The sequence below is a fragment of the Burkholderia sp. Bp9031 genome (assembly GCF_003857965.1).
Lineage (GTDB): Bacteria > Pseudomonadota > Gammaproteobacteria > Burkholderiales > Burkholderiaceae > Burkholderia > Burkholderia ambifaria_A.
In genome coordinates, this window is sequence record NZ_QTPW01000013.1 from 88707 (window position 1) to 107736 (window position 19030).

Here is a 19030-nt window from a genome sequence, read left to right on the forward strand (position 1 = left end):
GCGGTTCAGAAGGCGACGCGCGCGGTGCGGAGCAGCGCGGCAGTCTCAAAAAGGGGCAGACCCATGATACCCGAATGGGAGCCGTCGATTCGCTCGATGAATTCGGCCGCGCGCCCCTGGATCGCGTATGCGCCGGCCTTGCCGAACGGCTCGCCGGTTTCGATGTAACGCTCGAACGCGACGCGCGGCGCGGCCGTGAAGTGCACCGACGAGCGCGACAGCGCGGGCGGCAGCAGTTCGCCGTTAGCGCCGATCACGGCGACGGCGGTCAGCACCGCGTGCTCGCGGCCCGCGAGGCGGGTCAGCATCGCGAGTGCGTCGTCGGCGTCGGCCGGCTTGCCGAGGATCGTACCGTCGATCGTCACCGTGGTATCGGCGACGAGCACCGGCGCGGCCGGCTTGCCGCTCGCGACGAGGCGCGCACGCGCGGCCTCGGCCTTCGCGACGGTCACGCGTTGCACGTACGCGTCGGCGGCTTCGCCGGGCAGTTCGGCTTCGAGCGCCTCGGCGTCCTCGTCGGGGCGCGGCAGCAGCAATTCGAAGCGTACGCCGATCTGCTGCAGCAGCTCCTGGCGGCGCGGGCTTTGCGAAGCGAGGTAAAGGGTCGGGAAAAGGGTGGCGGGCGTGCTGGACGGCATGGTGTCGTTATCTCATTGAGCGCGCGCGGCGCGCGTCCGAGGACGACACGTCATGCGCGGTGATAGGGGTGATTCTGCGTGATGCTCCACGCCCGGTAAAGCTGTTCGGCAAGCAGCACGCGTACCATGCCGTGCGGCAGCGTCATGCTGGAGATGCGCAGCAACGTATCGGCACGCGCCTTGAGTTCCGGATCGAGCCCGTCGGCGCCGCCGATCACGAATGCGACGTCGCGGCCGTCCTGCTGCCAGCCGGGCAGCGCCTGCGCGAGCTGCATCGTGGTCCAGTCGCGGCCGCGTTCGTCGAGCGCGACGATGCGCGCGCCCTTCGGCAGCGCGGCTTCGATCTTCTGTCGCTCGGCCGCCATCACGCTTTCCGCGCTGCGGCCGCCCGAACGCAGTTCGGGCTTGATCTCGCGCAGCTCGATGCGCAGCTCGGGCGGCATCCGCTTCGTGTATTCGTCGAAGCCGGACGCGATCCAGCCGGGCATCTTGTGGCCGACCGCGAGGATGAAAAGCTTCATCGGACGACTCGCCGGGACTCAGCGGCGGCGGGCGGCCGTCTTGCGCGCCGGGCGTGCGCTCGCTTCTTCCTCTTCGTCCTCGTCTTCGCTGGCCGTTGCGACGCCGTTCGGGCCCTTGCCGCCGCCGAGCTTCATCCGCACGGGCTTGTCGCCCCAGATTTCCTCGAGGTTGTAGTACTGGCGCAGCGCCGGCTGCAGGATGTGCACGACCGCGTCGCCGCAGTCGACCAGCACCCATTCGCCGGTGTCTTCGCCCTCGGAGCTGACGATGTCGCCGCCGGCTTCCTTGACCTTGTCGCGCACGCTCGACGCGAGTGCCTTGGTCTGGCGGTTCGACGTGCCCGACGCGACGATCACGCGGTCGAACAGTTCGGTCAGGTGGCTGGTGTTGAACACCTTGATGTCTTGCGCCTTGATGTCTTCGAGAGCGTCGACGATCACGCGCTGCAGTTTGCGGATATCCATGGAATCAGGAATGGTAGAGACGATGTTGAAGAATATAGGCCCAGACGGCGGCCGGCACATGCTCGGCCGACGCATCGGGCATTTGCGCGTGACGCGCGATGCATTCGCGCAGGTGCGCACGGATGTCGGTTGCTGCGATATCGAACGACAGCGTCGTGTCGATCAGCAGGTGGCCCGCCGGCGTCGCCTTCAGCACGTCGGCGCCGGCCTGCCGCCGCGCGATTTCCTGCGTGACGTCCGGCGGCGCCGCGCCGAGGTCGAAGCCCGGGCGCGTCGATGCGCACACGTGCGCGTAGTCGAACAGCTTGCGCCAGTCGCGCCAGGTGTCGAGCCGCACCAGCTGGTCGGCGCCGATCAGCAACGATAGCGAAGCATCGGGGCCGATCCGCTCGCGCCAGCGCGCGAGCGTCTCGACCGTATAGGTCGGCCCCGTGTGCTCGATCTCGTCGGTCGCGACGGTAACCGTCACGCCGGGCAGCGACAGCGAGCCGGCGGCGGCGCGCGTCATCGCGAGCCGATGCTCGGCGGCCGACACGTCGCGCTTCTGGTACGGCTGCCCGGCGGGCAGTAGCGCGAGCTCGGTGAGGCCGAGCACGTCGGCGAACCGTCGCGCGAGCGCGAGGTGGCCGTCGTGGATCGGGTCGAACGTGCCGCCAAGCAGGCCGATGCGACGTAACAGCGGCTGCGGAGCGGGGCGGGCGATGGTGTTCAGAAAACGTGTCCTGTTCTTGGGGCGACGGAGCGCAGCGGGTCAGACCCAGTCGCGCGGCACGAGGAACTCGCTCAGGCGCGCTTCCGGCGAGCCCGGCTCGGGCTGCCAGTTGTAGCGCCAGTTCGCGACCGGCGGCATCGACATCAGGATCGATTCGGTCCGCCCGCCGCTTTGCAGGCCGAACAGCGTGCCGCGGTCGAACACGAGGTTGAATTCGACATAGCGGCCGCGCCGGTAAGCCTGGAAGTCGCGTTCGCGCTCGCCGTATGGCAGCGCGACACGGCGTTCGACGATCGGCAGGTACGCGTTCAGGAACGCGTCGCCGACGCCTTGCATCATCTCAAACGAGCGTTCGAACCCGGGTTCGGAGAAATCGTCGAAGAAGATCCCGCCGATGCCGCGCGTCTCGTTGCGGTGCTTGAGGAAGAAATACTCGTCGCACCACGTCTTGAAACGCGGATAGAGTTCGGCGCCGAACGGATCGAGCGCGTCCTTGCAAGTCTGGTGGAAATGCCGCGCGTCGTCCTCGAACGGATAAACCGGTGTCAGATCCATGCCGCCGCCGAACCAGAAGATCGGCGCTTCACCCGGCTTCGTCGCGATCAGCATCCGCACGTTCATGTGCACGGTCGGGCAGTACGGGTTGCGCGGGTGCAGCACGAGCGACACGCCGAGCGCTTCGAAGCCGCGGCCGGCCAGTTGCGGGCGCGCGGCGCTCGCCGACGGCGGCAGCGCGTCGCCCGCGACGTCGGAAAAACCGATGCCCGCGCGCTCGAACACGCGACCGCCTTCGAGAATCCGCGTGCAGCCACCGCCGCGCAGGCGCTCTTCAGGCCCGCGCTGCCATGCGTCGGTCGCAAGCGGCGTGCCGTCGAGCGCGCCGAGCGCGTCGGCGATGCGAGTCTGCAGGCCCTGGAGGTACGTGCGCACGCGCGCCACGTCGTAGGTCGAATCGGTCATGTCTGGACTGGGTGCCCCCGCGCGAAGCGGGAGCCGTAAAAAAGGCATCTGCCGGGCATTCTATCGAACCCCGGCAGAGGAGCGGGCGCGCGGCGTTGCGGCGCGCCCGAAGCGGACGTCACGTGCTCTTGCGATTCAGTGCGCGGAAGCCGATGTCGCGGCGGTACTGCATGCCTTCGAAATTGATCTGGTTGATCGTGTCGTACGCATGCTGCTGCGCTTCGCGCACCGAATCGGCGAGGCCGACCACGCACAGCACGCGGCCGCCCGACGTGACGAGCTTGTCGCCTTCGGCGAGCGTCGTGCCCGCATGGAACGTCACGGCCTGTTCGGTCTCGGCCGGGATTCCGTTGATGCGGTCGCCCTTGCGCGGCGCGTCCGGATAGCCGTGCGCGGCTAGCACGACGCCGAGCGCGGTGCGGCGGTCCCAGTCGAGCTCGACCGCGTCGAGCGTGCCCGCGATCGCCTGCTCGACGACCTTCGAGAAATCGCTCTTCAGGCGCGCCATGATCGGCTGCGTCTCGGGGTCGCCCATCCGGCAGTTGAACTCGAGCGTGCGCGGATTGCCTTCCTTGTCGATCATCAGGCCCGCATACAGGAAACCCGTGAAGCGGATGCCGTCCTTCTCCATCCCGCGCACTGTAGGCATGATGATTTCGCGCATCACGCGTGCATGCATCTGCGGCGTGACGATCGGTGCGGGCGAATAGGCGCCCATGCCGCCCGTGTTGGGGCCGCGGTCCTCGTCGAGCAGGCGCTTGTGGTCCTGGCTGGAAGCCAGTGCCAGCGCGTGCTTGCCGTCGACCATCACGATGAAGCTCGCTTCCTCGCCGTCGAGGAATTCCTCGATCACGACGCGCGCGCCGGCGTCGCCGAGCTTGTTGCCCGACAGCATCATGTCGACCGCGGCGTGCGCTTCTTCCAGCGTCATCGCGACGACGACGCCCTTGCCGGCCGCGAGGCCGTCGGCCTTCACGACGATCGGCGCACCCTTAGCGTCGATGTACGCATGCGCGGCGGCGGGGGCGGAGAAGGTTTCGTAGTCGGCGGTCGGAATGCCGTGGCGCTTCATGAACGCCTTCGCGAAATCCTTCGAGCTTTCGAGCTGCGCGGCTTCGCGGGTCGGGCCGAACACCTTCAGGCCGCGAGCGCGGAACAGGTTGACGATGCCGGCCGCGAGCGGCGCTTCCGGCCCGACGAGCGTGAACGCGACGCCTTCGCTTTCCGCGAAATCGGCCAGCGCGTCGAGCGACGTGATGTCGACGTTTTGCAGACGCTCGTCCTGCGCCGTGCCACCATTGCCGGGCGCGACGTAGACCATCTGGACGCGCGGCGACTGCGCGAGCTTCCACGCGAGCGCATGTTCGCGGCCGCCGGAACCGACGACGAGTAGTTTCATGGGATTCCCCGCAGACTAGAAAACAGGGCGGCCGGCACGCTCAGGCGCGCCGGCCGCGAAATCGGTCGGGCCGCCGCCGCGACACTGCGCACGGCGGCCGGCATGTCATTCCTCGACGATGACGGCGTTCGTATACACCTCCTGCACGTCGTCGAGGTTCTCGAGCGCGTCCAGGAGCTTCTGCATCTTCGCCGCATCGTCGCCGGTAAATTCGACTTCGTTCTGCGGCTTCATCGTCACTTCGGCGAGCTCGGCCTTGAAGCCCGCGGCTTCGAGCGCGTCCTTCACCGCCGAGAACGCCTGCCAGTCGCACAGCACCTCGATCGAGCCGTCTTCGTTCGTGCTGACGTCGTCCGCGCCGGCTTCGAGCGCCGCTTCCATCAGCGCGTCTTCCGACGTGCCGGGCGCGAACAGGAACTGGCCGACGTGATCGAACATGAACGCGACCGAACCGTCGGTGCCCATGTTGCCGCCGAACTTCGAGAACGCGTGGCGGACTTCCGCGACCGTGCGGGTGCGGTTGTCGGTCAGCGTGTCGACGATGATCGCCGCGCCGCTGATGCCGTAGCCTTCGTAACGGATTTCTTCGTAGTTCGCGCCGTCCGCGCCGCCGACGCCGCGGTCGATCGCGCGCTTGACGTTGTCCTTCGGCATGTTCGCGTCGGCCGCCTTGTCGACCGCGAGACGCAGACGCGGGTTCGAGCTCGCGTCGCCGCCGCCGAGGCGGGCCGCGACCTGGATTTCCTTGATCAGGCGGGTCCAGATCTTGCCGCGCTTCGCGTCGGCCGCTGCCTTCTTATGCTTGATGTTGGCCCATTTCGAATGACCAGCCATACCTTTCTCCGTGCCCGGGCGCGCTCGCGCGGGCGATTGTGCCAATGTGTCGTTGAATCGGCGGCCGTTCTGGCGGGCGTGATGCCGCGGGGCCGCGCGTGTCGAGTGGAACGTGATTTTATCACGCGGCGACCGTCGCTTCGGGGCCGCCGCGCATGGCCGAACGGCCGGTGCGGCCGTCGCGGCGTGCCGGGCCGCGCGGCCCGGCGGCGCACGCGCGTCAGTTCTTGGTGCCGAACAGGCGGTCGCCCGCGTCGCCGAGGCCCGGCACGATGTACGCGTGCTCGTTCAGGTGCGAATCGAGCGACGCGACGAACAGCTTCACGTCCGGATGCGCGTCCTGGAATACCTGCACGCCTTCGGGCGCGGCGACGAGCGCGACGAACATGATGTTCGCGGCCGGCACGTTGCGGCGCTTGAGCACGTCGACCGCGTGCACGGCCGAGTAGCCGGTCGCGACCATCGGGTCGCACAGGATGAAGATCCGGTCCTCGAGATCGGGCAGGCGCACCAGGTATTCGACCGGGCGGTGATCTTCCGCGCGATACACGCCGATGTGGCCGACTCGCGCGGACGGGACCAGGTCGAGCAGGCCGTCCGACATCCCGATGCCGGCACGCAGCACGGGCACGATCGCGAGTTTCTTGCCCGCGATCACCGGCGCGTCGACCGCCACCAGCGGGGTTTCGACCCGCTTGGTCGTGATCGGCAGGTTGCGGGTGATCTCGTAGCCCATCAGCAGCGTGATTTCTCGCAGCAGCTCGCGGAACGTGCGCGTCGACGTGTCCTTGTCGCGCATGTGCGTGAGCTTGTGCTGGATCAGCGGGTGATCGGTGATGAAGAGATTCGGGAAACGGCTGTCCTGTTTCATGACGGGGGTGCCTTGGCGGCAAAAGGGGATCGGAAGCGGCGGCGGGCGCCAGGCCAGCCGCCGCTTATGGCCGCAATTTTACCAAGGCGCGCCGCGCGATCCGGATATTATCGACGTCTCACGACAATCCGCGCGCCGTGTTCGCCCATTCGCATCCGTTCGCGATCGTTCGCCCGTCCGGCGATGCGGCCGGGGCCGCGCCGGCGCGCGTCGCCATAGAGGAATCGACGATGGATCTCGGCATCGCAGGAAAGACCGCGCTCGTATGCGCGGCGAGCAAGGGGCTCGGTCGCGGCTGCGCGGAAGCGCTGGCCGCCGAGGGCGTGAATCTCGTGATCGTCGCCCGCACGCGCGACACGCTGGAGGAAGCCGCGGAGGAGATCCGCGCCGAGTCGAACGTGTCGATCACGGCGGTCGCCTGCGACATCACGACGCCCGACGGGCGCGCGGCCGCGCTCGCCGCCTGCCCGCAGCCCGACATTCTCGTGACGAATGCCGGCGGCCCGCCGCCCGGCGACTTCCGCGATTTCTCGCACGACGACTGGATCCGCGCGCTCGAGTCGAACATGCTGACGCCGATCGAGCTGATCCGTGCGACCGTCGACGGGATGATCGGGCGCGGCTTCGGCCGGATCGTCAACATCACGAGTTCGGCGGTGAAGGCGCCGATCGACGTGCTCGCGCTGTCGAACGGCGCTCGCTCGGGGCTGACCGGCTTCGTCGCGGGGCTGTCGCGCAAGGTCGCGGGGCAGGGCGTGACGATCAACAACCTGCTGCCGGGGCTGTTCGACACCGACCGGATCGCGACGACGCTCGCCGCGTCGGCGAAGGCGCAGGGCGTGACGGTCGACGAGATGCGCGCGCGCCGCACGAAGGACATCCCGGCCGGGCGCCTCGGCACGCGCGCCGAATTCGGCGCGGCGTGTGCGTTCCTCTGCAGCGTGCATGCCGGCTATATCACCGGGCAGAACTGGCTGCTCGACGGCGGCGCGTATCCGGGCACGTTCTGACGCGCGCACCGCCATTCAACGACGACAACGACTGAACGACAAAGGAAACGGAGATGAGCAAACCCCGCATCGCATTGATCGCGCACGACGCGAAGAAGGACGAGATCGTCGCGCTCGCAGGCCAGTTCCGCGAGGCGCTCGCGCAGTGCCGGCTGGTCGCGACGGGCACGACGGGCAGCCGCATCGCCGCCGCGCACGGGCTCGAGGTCGAGCGCAAGCTGTCGGGGCCGCAGGGCGGCGATCTGCAGATCGGTGCGGAGCTGGCCGAAGGCCGCGTCGACATCGTCGTGTTCCTGCGCGATCCGATGACCGCGCAGCCGCACGATCCGGACATCACCGCGCTGGTGCGCGCATGCGATGTGCACGACGTGCCGGTCGCGACCAACGTCGCGACCGCGCGGATGCTGCTCGACGATCTGGCGCGCAACATGCAGGACGTTTGCTAGCGAGCTGTTCTGGAGCGCTCCGCATTAACGGTCGAGTTCTGTCTGAAAGGGCTCCGTATCCGATCGGCGGATTGTGCCGGTGCGGGTGCTTCGCTGTCGGGTTCGGTGCTTAAGTGCGCCGCTCCTGACGGCACAGCGTGTTGGCGTGATCACGCAACACGCGATCGAGCAGACGAGCGCGCTTGCGCGTTCGGCGAAGCCGTCGGCGGACAGGTCACGGCGCCGGCCAACGCGCGGACCTCGCGCGTGAGCGACCTGCTTATGGTGAATTGCTCGTTCCGGCGAACGGTAGAAGGGATTCGACTCCCTCGATCAATTCGTTCGACCGTCCGTGTGAATCTCAACCCGCCTTGAACACGGAAATTCTGACACCCCCCTTGGCCGTTTCCCGAGATCACCGAGCACTTCCGAATCGATTTCTCCCGGTTTGACACGCCCGTTGTCGCACCAGTCCTTGCCTTCGGTCGCATCGGACACGCCCGCCAGATACCAGGCCATCGCGTGGCGCTCGGCGTCGGCTACGGACTGTTGTCGGAACGGCTCAGGCCGTCGAGCAGACGGGCGCCGTCCGCACGCGGTAGCGGAGCCGCGGTTGCGCTGCCGATACTTGCGGACAACGACGCGAAAGCAAACACGTTCCTGACAAGAAAGTGCTTCATGGCGTTGACCTAGCGAATTGGGCAGCGGGCAAATTAGCACGGTGGCCATCTCGTAAATGACCCTGGCGAGACCAAGTGCCGGGCCGGTCGACATCGGCATTCGCCGGTTCGGGGAAAAGCGCGTCGACGCGGCGAGAAATGACGGATCGGCATATTTCGGCCATCGCGGAGAGCGTGGCATGACGTAAAACGTGACAAAGTGTGCCGAACATCATTGACGTCGCCGGCAGGGAAACGAACGGCAGCGATCGGTCTCATACCACGCCGTCCTTCGCACGCTGGGCTCATGCAATCCGTTTTCAGCGAAAACCCTACCGATGTAAAGGGATTGCATCGACGCGCTGCACGACCGCGCACGACGCGCGAGAATCGTCCGCTACGACCCGCGTTCGCCCGCATTGCCGCCGGCGCGACGTCGATACATTCGCCGGGCCGGATTTCCAGATTCCAGACAAACGAGGAGCAAAACGATGCCGAAAGCAATCCGATACGACCAGCCGGGCGGCCCGGACGTGATGAAGTGGGTCGATGTGGAGGTCGGCGCGCCGAAGGCGGGCGAAGTCCGGATCCGGCAACACGCGGTCGGGCTCAACTACATCGACGTGTACTTCCGCACGGGTCTCTATCCGCAGCCGCTGCCCGGCGGCCTCGGGATGGAGGCCGCCGGCGAGGTGACGGCCGTCGGCGACGGCGTGACCGCGCTCAAGGTGGGCGATCGCGTCGCGTATGTCGGGCAGCCGCCGGGCGCCTACGCGCAGGAGCGCGTGATGCCGGCCGAGCGGCTCGTGAAGCTGCCTGACGGGATCAGCTACGACGACGCGGCATCGGTGATGCTGCAAGGGCTGACCGCGCACTACCTGCTGCGCCGCACGTATCCGGTGAAGGCCGGCGACACGATCCTGATCCACGCGGCGGCCGGCGGTGTCGGCCTGCTCGTGTGCCAGTGGGCGAAGGCGCTCGGCGCCACCGTGATCGGGACGGTCGGTTCCGACGAAAAGGCCGCGCTCGCGCAGGCGCACGGCTGCGATCATCCGATCGTCTATACGCGCGAGAACTTCACGCAGCGCGTGAAGGAGATCACGAACGGCGCGGGCGTGCCGGTCGTCTACGATTCGATCGGCAAAGATACCTACATCGGTTCGCTCGACTGCCTCGCGCCGCTTGGCTACTTCGTCAGCTTCGGCAATGCGTCGGGCCCGCTGCCGGCGATCGATTCGAAGGAGTTCTCGTCGCGCGGCTCGCTGTTCTTTACGCGCCCGACGCTGTTCTCGTACATCGCGAAGCGCGCCGATCTCGAAGCCGCGGCCGCCGAGCTGTTCGACGTGATCCTGTCAGGCAAGGTGAAGACGAGCATCAACCAGCGTTATCCGCTCGCGGAAGTCGGCCGCGCGCATGCCGACCTCGAGTCGCGCAAGACGACCGGCTCGACGATCCTCGTTCCCTGACGCATCCCTGCGTGCCGGCACCACGCCGGCACGCACCCTCGCGGCGGCGCTGGCCGCCGCCCGTCCTCTCTCTTGTCCCGCCCGCCATTCCCCGCCGCGCGCGTTTACGCGTTTTTTATATCCGCCCGGTTACCTTTGATCCGTCCTTTACGCGCGTTCCCATAAGGTTCTAGTCGTCCGATTTCGACGACGGAGAACACAAAAATGGATGGGGTTTTCATCGGCGCACTGGTGCTGTTCACAGCGCTGATCCTCGGTTTGCTTGCCGGTTGCGAGAAGCTCGCGCAATACGGTCGCGGGGGGCGAGCATGACCTGGATGCTTTGGCTGGCGGGCGCCTCGACGGCCCTGCTGTTCGCGTATCTCGTCTTTGCGCTGCTGCGCGCGGAGGACATCGAATGAACGCGAACAACCTGTTGCAGACGCTGCTGTTCATCGTCGTGCTGCTCGCGGCGGCCGTGCCGGTCGCGCGCTACCTGTCCGCCGTGATGGACGGCAGCTCGCGCGTCGTGCGCGTGCTCGGGCCGCTCGAGCGCGTGCTGTACCGCATCGCCGGCGTCGATGCCGGCACCGAAATGAACTGGAAGCAATACGCGGTCGCGACGATCGCGTTCAACGCGCTCGGCGCGCTGTTCCTATACGGCCTGTTGCGCCTGCAGGGCGCCCTGCCCGGCAACCCGCAGCAGTTCGGCGCGATGACGGTCGACGGCGCGTTCAACACGGCTGTCAGCTTCGTCACCAACACGAACTGGCAGGACTACACGCCCGAGCAGACCGTCAGCTACCTGACGCAGATGCTCGGCCTGACCGTGCAGAACTTCCTGTCGGCGGCGACCGGCATCGTCGTCGTGATCGCGCTGATCCGCGGCTTTGCGCGCCACACCGCGCAGACGATCGGCAACTTCTGGGTCGACCTCACGCGCGTGACGCTGTACGTGCTCGTGCCGATGTCGATGATCATCGCCGCGCTGCTGATGAGCCAGGGCGTGATCCAGAACATGAAGGCGTACCAGGACGTGCCGGTGCTGCAGGCGAGCACCTATGCGGCGCCGAAGCTCGACGCGCAGGGCAGTCCGGTGAAGGACGACAAGGGCAATCCGGTCACGGTGCCGACCCCGCTCGTGAAGCAGACGCTCGCGATGGGCCCGGTCGCGTCGCAGGAAGCGATCAAGATGCTCGGCACCAACGGCGGCGGCTTCTTCAACGCGAACTCCGCGCATCCGTTCGAGAACCCGACGCCGTTCACGAACTTCATCCAGGTCTTCTCGATCCTGATCATCCCGGCCGCGCTGTGTCTCGTGTTCGGCCGCGTGATCGGCGATCGCCGGCAGGGGATCGCGGTGCTCGCGGCGATGACGGTCGCGTTCGCCGTGGCGATCGGCGTCGAGGTGAGCGCCGAGCAGGCCGGCAACCCGACGCTCGCAGCGCTTCACGTCGACCAGTCGACGAGCGCGCTGCAGCCGGGCGGCAACATGGAAGGCAAGGAAACGCGCTTCGGCATCGCGCAGACCGGCATCTTCACGGTCGCGACCACGGCCGCGTCGTGCGGCGCGGTCGACACGATGCACGATTCGCTGACCCCGCTCGGCGGCCTCGTGCCGATGCTGCTGATGCAACTCGGCGAGGTGATCTACGGCGGCGTCGGTTCCGGCCTCTACGGGATGCTCGTGTTCGCGCTGCTCGCGGTGTTCGTCGCCGGCCTGATGATCGGCCGCACGCCCGAATACGTCGGCAAGAAGATCGAGTCGTACGAGATGAAGATGGTGTCGATCGTCGTGCTGCTCACGCCGCTGCTCGTGCTGCTCGGCACGTCGATCGCGGTGCTGGCGGACGCGGGCAAGGCCGGCATCGCGAATCCGGGCCCGCACGGCTTCTCGGAAATCCTGTACGCGTTCAGCTCGGCTGCGAACAACAACGGCAGCGCGTTCGCGGGCCTGACGGTCGGCACGCCGTTCTACAACTGGATGACCGCGGTCGCGATGTGGTTCGGCCGCTTCGGCACGATCGTGCCGGTGCTGGCGATCGCCGGCTCGCTGGCCGCGAAGAAGCGCATCGCGGTGACGAGCGGCACGCTGCCGACACACGGTCCGCTGTTCGTCGTGCTGCTGCTCGGCACCGTGCTGCTGGTGGGCGCGCTGACCTATGTGCCGGCGCTCGCGCTCGGCCCGGGCGTCGAGCATCTGATGATGTGGCTGGGCGCGTGATGCGCGAGCGCATGACGACACCTTGAAAAGACTGAAGAGATTGAAGAGATCGCAATGACTCAACATTCCGCAACACGGTCCATGTTCGATCCGGCGCTGCTGCGTCCGGCGATCGTGGACTCGTTCAAGAAACTCACGCCGCGCACGCAGTTCCGCAACCCGGTGATGTTCTGCGTGTACGTCGGCAGCATCCTGACCACGATCCTGTGGATCGCGGCGCTCGCCGGCCAGGCCGAGGCGCCCGCGGGCTTCATCCTCGCGATCGCGCTGTGGCTGTGGTTCACCGTGCTGTTCGCGAACTTCGCCGAGGCGCTTGCCGAAGGGCGTTCGAAGGCGCAGGCCGCGTCGCTGCGCAGCGCGAAGAAGGACGTGATGGCGAAGAAGCTGAACGAGCCGCACCCGAAGTCGCCGATCCGCATCACGACCGCGTCCGACCTGCGCCGTGGCGACGTCGTGCTGGTCGAGGCCGGCGACGTGATCCCGGCCGACGGTGAAGTCGTCGACGGTGTCGCATCGGTCGACGAATCGGCGATCACCGGCGAATCCGCGCCGGTGATCCGCGAGTCGGGCGGCGACTTCTCGTCGGTGACGGGCGGCACGCGCGTGCTGTCGGACTGGATCGTCGTGAAGGTGACGGCGAATCCCGGCGAGGCGTTCCTCGACCGGATGATCGCGATGGTCGAAGGCGCGAAGCGCAAGAAGACGCCGAACGAGGTCGCGCTGACGATCCTGCTCGTCGCGCTGACGATCGTGATGCTGCTGGCAACCGCGACGCTGCTGCCGTTTTCGATGTTCTCCGTCGAAACAATGAAGGCCGGCGACGTGGTGACGATCACCGCGCTCGTCGCGCTGCTGGTGTGCCTGATCCCGACAACGATCGGCGGGCTCTTGTCCGCGATCGGCGTCGCGGGGATGAGCCGGATGATGCAGGCGAACGTGATCGCGACGTCGGGCCGCGCGGTGGAGGCGGCCGGCGACGTCGACGTGCTGCTGCTCGACAAGACCGGCACGATCACGCTCGGCAATCGCCAGGCGTCGATGTTTGTGCCCGCGCCGGGCGTGACCGAGGAAGCGCTGGCCGACGCCGCGCAGCTGTCGTCGCTCGCCGACGAAACGCCGGAAGGGCGCAGCATCGTCGTGCTGGCCAAGGAGCGCTTCAACATCCGCCAGCGCGACATGGCGCAACTGCATGCGACGTTCCTCGGCTTTTCCGCGCAGACGCGGATGAGCGGCGTCGATCTTCCCGGCCGAGAAATCCGCAAGGGCGCGGCCGATGCGATCCGCCGCTACGTCGAGACGCACGGCAGCCGCTTTCCGGAAGAAGTGCGCCGGGCGGTCGACGACGTCGCGCGCCGCGGCAGTACGCCGCTCGTCGTGGCCGATCTGCATGACGGCGTGGCGCGCGTGCTGGGCGTGATCGAGCTGAAGGACATCGTGAAGGGCGGCATCAAGGAGCGCTTCGCCGAGTTGCGCAGGATGGGCATCAAGACCGTGATGGTGACGGGCGACAACCGGCTGACGGCCGCGGCGATCGCGGCGGAGGCCGGCGTCGACGACTTCCTCGCGGAAGCGACGCCGGAAACCAAGCTCGCGACGATCCGCGAGCACCAGGCGGCGGGGCGCCTCGTCGCGATGACGGGCGACGGCACCAACGACGCGCCGGCGCTCGCGCAGGCCGACGTGGCGGTGGCGATGAACACCGGCACGCAGGCCGCGAAGGAAGCCGGCAACATGGTCGACCTCGACTCGAACCCGACCAAGCTGATCGAGATCGTCGAGATCGGCAAGCAGATGCTGATGACGCGCGGTTCGCTGACGACGTTCTCGATCGCGAACGACATCGCGAAGTATTTCGCGATCATTCCGGCCGCGTTCGTGACGACGTACCCGCAGCTGCGCGTGCTCGACATCATGCACCTGAGCTCGCCGGCATCCGCGATCCTGTCGGCGGTGATCTTCAACGCGCTGATCATCGTCGCGCTGATCCCGCTCGCGCTGAAGGGCGTCACCTACCGGCCGCTCGGCGCCGCGTCGCTCTTGCGCCGCAACCTGCTGGTGTATGGCCTCGGCGGCATGCTGCTGCCGTTCCCGTTCATCAAGCTGATCGACATGACGCTCGCCGCGCTCGGCTGGGCCTGATGCGCCGCACCTGAAGGAACCATCATGAAAACCTTGATTCGCCCGCTCGTCGTGATCTTTGTCGTACTGACCGTCGTGACGGGGCTCGCTTACCCGGCCGTGACGACCGTGTTCGGCCAGGCCGTGTTCCCGTCGCAGGCGAACGGCAGCCTGATCCAGAAGGACGGCCGTGCGATCGGCTCCGCGCTGATCAGCCAGCCGTTCGATGCGCCAAAGTACTTCTGGGGCCGGTTGTCGGCCACGTCGCCGATGCCGTACAACGCGAGCGGCTCCGGCGGCTCGAACCTCGGCCCGCTGAATCCGTCGCTCGCCGATCAGGTGAAGGCGCGCATCGCCGCGCTGCGCGACGCGGGCACCGACCTGTCGAAGGCCGTGCCGGTCGACCTCGTGACGGCGTCGGCGAGCGGCCTCGATCCGGAGATCACGCCGGCCGCCGCCGCGTATCAGGTCGAGCGTGTCGCGAAGGCGCGCAACCTGACGGCCGACGCGGTCGCGCTGCTCGTCGCCGCGAACACGGCGGGCCGCCAGTTCGGCGTGCTCGGCGAGCCGCGCGTGAACGTGCTGAAGCTGAACCTTGCGCTCGACGCGGCACAGGCCACGCACTGAACGCGAATCCGGACACTCCGGCGCGGCTTGCGGCGCGCCGGGTCCGACTTTTCCGGCGGCGCATGCGCCGTCTTTGCCTTTTGCGGCGATTTGGAACAACAATGCCTGTACTCGCGCGCAACCCGGCGCTTCGCCTTCGTCACGCATGAACCGCCCCGATCCCGACCAACTCCTCGACAAGCTGCAGCGCGACGAAGAAAAGCAGCGGCGCGGCCAGCTCAAGATCTTCTTCGGCGCATCAGCCGGCGTCGGCAAGACCTACGCGATGCTGCAGGCCGCGCGCCAGCGCCTGCAGGATGGCATCGACGTTGTCGTCGGCATCGTGGAGACCCACGGCCGCGGCGAAACCGCCGCGCTGCTCGACGGCCTCGACGTGCTGCCGCTCGCGCGCATCGAGCATCGCGGCCGCACGCTTGCCGAATTCGATCTCGACGGCGCGCTCGCGCGCGCGCCGCAGCTGATCCTCGTCGACGAACTCGCGCATTCGAACGTGCAGGGCGCGCGTCACCTGAAGCGCTGGCAGGACGTCTACGAACTGCTCGACGCGGGCATCGAGGTGTACACCACCGTCAACGTCCAGCATCTGGAAAGCCTGAACGACGTGGTTGGTGCGATCACCGGCATCCGCGTGTGGGAGACCGTGCCCGACCGCGTGTTCGACGCGGCCGACGAGGTCACGCTGGTCGACCTGCCGGCCGAGGAACTGCTCGAGCGGATGCGCGACGGCAAGGTGTATCTCGCGCAGCAGGCGGAGCGCGCGGTGCGCAACTTCTTCCGCAAGGGCAACCTGATCGCGCTGCGCGAACTGGCGCTGCGGCGCACGGCCGACCGCGTCGACGCGCAGATGCGCGAGTACCGGGCCGACCGCTCGATCCAGCGCATCTGGCAGGCGCGCGAACGGCTGCTCGTGTGCGTCGGGCCCGGCCCCGAGGCGCCGACGCTGGTGCGCGCGGCCGCGCGGCTTGCCGCGAGCGTGAAGGCCGACTGGATCGCCGTGTACGTCGAGACACCGCGGCTGCAGCGGCTGCCCGACGCGCGGCGGCAGCGCACGCTCGATGCGCTGAAGCTCGCGGCCGAGCTCGGCGCGGAGACGGCCACGCTCGCCGGCGACGACGCGGTCGCCGCGCTGATCGGTTATGCAAAGGTGCGCAACGTGTCGAAGCTGGTTGCGGGCGGTTCGCCGAAGACGGGGCTCGCGCGCCGCTTCGCGCGACCGTTCGGCGAAAAGCTCGCCGAACGCGCGGGCGACGTCGACCTGATGCTGATTCGCGCGTCGGCGAGCGACGAAGTGCGCGCGGCGCCGCTCGACGCGCGCGCACGCGACTGGCGCGACGCGTTCGCGCAATTCGGCATGCGGCGTTCGCCGCCGCGTCACTACCTGTATGCGGCCGCGATCTGCGCGGCGATCACCGGGGTCGCGAGCATCGTGTCCGAGCGGCTCGACCTCACGAACCTCGTGATGCTGTACCTGCTCGGCGTCGTGTTCTCGGCCGTGCGGCTCGGGCGCGGCCCGGGCGTGCTGCAGTCGTTCCTGTCGGTCGCCGCGTTCGATTACTTCTTCGTGCCGCCGCGCATGTCGTTCTCGGTGAGCGACACGCAGTACCTGCTGACCTTCTTCGGGATGCTGCTCACGTCGCTCGTGATCAGCCACCTGACGTCGACGCTCACGCGCCAGGCGAGCATCGCGCAGCGCCGCGAGCGCCGCACCGGCGCGATCTATGCGATGGCGCGCGAGCTCGGTGCGGCGCTGACGACCGAGCAGATCGTCGAGATCGGCAGCCGCCACGTGAGCGAGGTGTTTCGCGCGCGCGTCGCGTTCCTGCTGCCCGACAGCGCGGACCAGGTGCGGCAGAAGATCGAAGAGCCCGACGCGGCCGTCACGCTGACGGGCGCCGACCTCGACCGTGACGTCGGCCAGTGGGTGTACGACCAGCAGAAACCGGCCGGCCGCGGCACCGACACGCTGCCCGCGACCGCCGCGCTGTACCTGCCGCTGAAGGCGCCGATGCGCACGCGCGGCGTGCTCGCGGTGGCGTCGCGCGATCCGCGCGAGCTCGAGGTGCCCGAGCAACTGCGCATGCTCGATGCGTTCGCCGCGCAGATCGCGCTCGCGCTCGAACGCGTGCACTACGTCGAGATCGCGCGCGACGCGCTCGTCAACATGGAGTCCGAACGGCTGCGCAACTCGCTGCTGTCGGCGATCTCGCACGACCTGCGCACGCCGCTCACGACGATCGTCGGCTTCTCGTCGATGCTCGCGAACGGGCGTGCGGCTGCGCAACGCGGTGACGCCGCGGCGGCCGAACGTTCCGCGCAGCGCGAGGGCGAGCTCGTCGACGCGATCCACGACGAGGCGCTGCGGATGACGGGCATCGTCACGAACCTGCTCGACATGGCGCGGCTGCAGGCCGGCAGCCTGCAGCTCAAGCGCCAGTGGTCGCTGCTCGAGGAAACCGTCGGCGCGGCGCTTGCCGCATGCAAGCGCGTGCTTGCGCGTCATCCCGCGCGCGTCGCGCTGCCGGCCGACCTGCCGCTGTTGCAGATGGACGCGGTGCTGATGGAGCGGCTCTTCACCAACCTGTTCGAGAATGCGGCGAAGTACACGCCGGCCGACACGTCGATCGACATCGGCGCCGAACGCGTGACCGACGACGGCAGGCCGTTCGTGCGCGTGCATGTCGACGATCACGGCCCGGGCTTGCCGGCCGGGATGGAAACGCGGATCTTCGACAAGTTCACGCGTGGCGAGAAGGAATCGGCGACGCCGGGCATCGGGCTCGGCCTCGCGATCTGCCGCGCGATCGTCGAGGCGCACGGCGGTAGAATCGGCGCGCTCAACCGCACGGCGGCCGACGGCCGCGTAACGGGTGCGCGCTTCTGGTTCACGCTGCCGGTCGACACGCCGCCGGCCGTGCCTGCCGTACCCGATGACGAAACCGACGTACCCGGCGCATCGTCCCCCTCCGAGCCATTGCCAGACCATGAGTGAACCGAGCCTGACCGTCGTCCTGATCGAGGACGAAAAACAGATCCGCCGTTTCGTGCGCGCCGCGCTCGAAGAGGAGGACATCGCCGTGTTCGAGGCGGAGACGGGCAAGCAGGGGCTGATCGATGCGGCGACCCGCAAGCCCGATCTCGTGATCGTCGACCTCGGCTTGCCCGATACCGACGGCCTCGACGTGATCCGCGAACTGCGCGGCTGGTCCGAGGTGCCGGTGATCGTGCTGTCCGCGCGCACGCAGGAAGAGGAGAAGGTCGCCGCGCTCGACGCGGGCGCCGACGACTACCTGACCAAGCCGTTCGGCGTGTCCGAGCTGCGCGCGCGGATCCGCGCGCAACTGCGCCGGCGCAACCAGGGCGGCGCGAACGAATCGCCGAAGGTCGGCTTCGGCAGCGTGACCGTCGATCTCGCGCTGCGCCAGGTGTGGCGCGACGGCGAGATCGTGCACCTGACGCCGCTCGAGTACCGGCTGCTCGCGACGCTCGTGCGGCACGCGGGACGCGTGCTCACGCATCGCCAGCTGCTGCGCGACGTGTGGGGCCCGTCGCATGTCGAGAGCCATCATTACCTGCGCATCTACATGGCGCACCTGCGCCAGAAGCTCGAGCGCGATCCCGCGCAGCCCGAGCACATCGTCACCGAAACGGGCGTCGGCTACCGGCTCGTCGGCGCGGCGTGATGCCAGCCGCGCGATGCGGCCGGAATGCAAGGCCGCACGCCGGTGAAGTTGCATCGACGCGACATTGGCGCCGCATGCGCCGGCCGCGCACACCGGCCCCGCATTCCCCGCTATGCTGACCGTTCCATGAACGAAACCGAGGAGCGTGCAATGTCCGTCCGCCTGGTCGTCATCGGTGCGCTGGCGCTTGCTGCGCCCGGCGCGTTCGCGCAGCCGCTGCCGCCTGGTCAGCAGCCTTCGGCGCCGCAAACGGCGCTCGCCAATCCCGCGTCGGTCAATTGCGAGAAGCTCGGCGGTCGCCACGTGATCCGCGACCTGTCGAGCGGGCAGGTCGGGATGTGCGTGTTCAAGGACGGCCGCGTGTGCGAAGAATGGGCGCTGTACCGCGACGACCGCTGCGTCGGCGGTGTCGGCGCCAAGCGCGTGTCGAACTGAGCGCGGC

The 19030-nt window shown here is 68.1% G+C and carries 19 protein-coding genes; 10 read left to right on the plus strand and 9 right to left on the minus strand.

Annotated elements, in window-relative coordinates:
• Positions 1–5: 5 nt before the first annotated feature.
• The 8 genes from DIE15_RS18665 to upp form a co-directional block, all read right to left on the minus strand.
• Positions 6–638 (minus strand): nucleoside triphosphate pyrophosphatase, encoded by a 633-nt coding sequence (locus tag DIE15_RS18665; RefSeq protein ID WP_124834038.1) that lies wholly within the window; start codon positions 636–638, stop codon positions 6–8.
• Positions 639–688: 50 nt separating this feature from the next.
• Positions 689–1159 (minus strand): 23S rRNA (pseudouridine(1915)-N(3))-methyltransferase RlmH, encoded by a 471-nt coding sequence (rlmH, locus tag DIE15_RS18670; protein ID WP_057929249.1) that lies wholly within the window; start codon positions 1157–1159, stop codon positions 689–691.
• Between the two features lie 18 nt (positions 1160–1177).
• Positions 1178–1624, minus strand: a complete 447-nt coding sequence (rsfS, locus tag DIE15_RS18675) for a ribosome silencing factor (RefSeq protein ID WP_057929248.1) — start codon at positions 1622–1624, stop codon at positions 1178–1180.
• 4 nt (positions 1625–1628) lie between these two features.
• Positions 1629–2285 (minus strand): nicotinate-nucleotide adenylyltransferase, encoded by a 657-nt coding sequence (locus DIE15_RS18680; RefSeq protein ID WP_409364308.1) that lies wholly within the window; start codon positions 2283–2285, stop codon positions 1629–1631.
• A gap of 90 nt (positions 2286–2375) precedes the next feature.
• On the minus strand, positions 2376–3296 hold the full coding sequence (hemF, locus tag DIE15_RS18685) for an oxygen-dependent coproporphyrinogen oxidase (protein WP_124834039.1): 921 nt from the start codon (positions 3294–3296) through the stop codon (positions 2376–2378).
• A gap of 118 nt (positions 3297–3414) precedes the next feature.
• On the minus strand, positions 3415–4695 hold the full coding sequence (gene purD, locus DIE15_RS18690) for a phosphoribosylamine--glycine ligase (RefSeq protein ID WP_124834040.1): 1281 nt from the start codon (positions 4693–4695) through the stop codon (positions 3415–3417).
• Positions 4696–4800: 105 nt separating this feature from the next.
• Positions 4801–5529, minus strand: coding sequence for a YebC/PmpR family DNA-binding transcriptional regulator (locus DIE15_RS18695; protein WP_057929244.1), 729 nt, complete (start codon positions 5527–5529; stop codon positions 4801–4803).
• 220 nt (positions 5530–5749) lie between these two features.
• On the minus strand, positions 5750–6400 hold the full coding sequence (gene upp, locus DIE15_RS18700) for a uracil phosphoribosyltransferase (protein WP_006478229.1): 651 nt from the start codon (positions 6398–6400) through the stop codon (positions 5750–5752).
• A 230-nt stretch (positions 6401–6630) separates the two neighbouring features.
• Here upp and DIE15_RS18705 point away from each other — a divergent pair, with 230 nt between their 5' ends.
• Positions 6631–7410, plus strand: coding sequence for an SDR family oxidoreductase (locus DIE15_RS18705; protein WP_124834041.1), 780 nt, complete (start codon positions 6631–6633; stop codon positions 7408–7410).
• Positions 7411–7463: 53 nt separating this feature from the next.
• Positions 7464–7856, plus strand: a complete 393-nt coding sequence (locus DIE15_RS18710) for a methylglyoxal synthase (protein WP_057929243.1) — start codon at positions 7464–7466, stop codon at positions 7854–7856.
• A 312-nt stretch (positions 7857–8168) separates the two neighbouring features.
• On the opposite strand, the gene DIE15_RS38155 is transcribed toward DIE15_RS18710, so the two are convergent.
• Positions 8169–8696: a Rap1a/Tai family immunity protein gene (locus DIE15_RS38155; protein WP_409364305.1), complete on the minus strand. Its 528-nt coding sequence runs from the start codon at positions 8694–8696 to the stop codon at positions 8169–8171.
• A 289-nt stretch (positions 8697–8985) separates the two neighbouring features.
• Between DIE15_RS38155 and DIE15_RS18715 the strand changes: the two genes are divergently transcribed.
• The 8 genes from DIE15_RS18715 to DIE15_RS18750 all read left to right on the plus strand — a co-directional run bounded on the left by DIE15_RS18715 (position 8986) and on the right by DIE15_RS18750 (position 19023).
• A complete protein-coding gene (locus tag DIE15_RS18715; protein ID WP_057929242.1) occupies positions 8986–9960 on the plus strand; it encodes a quinone oxidoreductase in 975 nt (324 codons plus the stop codon).
• A 308-nt stretch (positions 9961–10268) separates the two neighbouring features.
• Entirely contained in the window at positions 10269–10361 is a 93-nt protein-coding gene (kdpF, locus tag DIE15_RS18720) for a K(+)-transporting ATPase subunit F (protein WP_006752209.1), read from the plus strand.
• Entirely contained in the window at positions 10358–12163 is a 1806-nt protein-coding gene (kdpA, locus tag DIE15_RS18725) for a potassium-transporting ATPase subunit KdpA (RefSeq protein ID WP_124834042.1), read from the plus strand. The genes kdpF and kdpA overlap by 4 nt, the downstream gene beginning before the upstream one ends.
• 54 nt (positions 12164–12217) lie before the next feature.
• The gene (gene kdpB / locus DIE15_RS18730) at positions 12218–14302 is read left to right on the plus strand and encodes a potassium-transporting ATPase subunit KdpB (protein ID WP_124834043.1); all 2085 of its coding nucleotides are present in this window, start codon (positions 12218–12220) and stop codon (positions 14300–14302) included.
• 24 nt (positions 14303–14326) lie between these two features.
• On the plus strand, positions 14327–14908 hold the full coding sequence (kdpC, locus tag DIE15_RS18735; RefSeq protein WP_124834044.1) for a potassium-transporting ATPase subunit KdpC: 582 nt from the start codon (positions 14327–14329) through the stop codon (positions 14906–14908).
• Between the two features lie 145 nt (positions 14909–15053).
• On the plus strand, positions 15054–17897 hold the full coding sequence (locus DIE15_RS18740) for a sensor histidine kinase KdpD (RefSeq protein WP_124834045.1): 2844 nt from the start codon (positions 15054–15056) through the stop codon (positions 17895–17897).
• Positions 17890–18588 (plus strand): two-component system response regulator KdpE, encoded by a 699-nt coding sequence (gene kdpE / locus DIE15_RS18745; RefSeq protein ID WP_057929237.1) that lies wholly within the window; start codon positions 17890–17892, stop codon positions 18586–18588. The genes DIE15_RS18740 and kdpE overlap by 8 nt, the downstream gene beginning before the upstream one ends.
• A gap of 150 nt (positions 18589–18738) precedes the next feature.
• Positions 18739–19023: a DUF333 domain-containing protein gene (locus DIE15_RS18750; RefSeq protein WP_057929257.1), complete on the plus strand. Its 285-nt coding sequence runs from the start codon at positions 18739–18741 to the stop codon at positions 19021–19023.
• Positions 19024–19030: the final 7 nt, after the last annotated feature.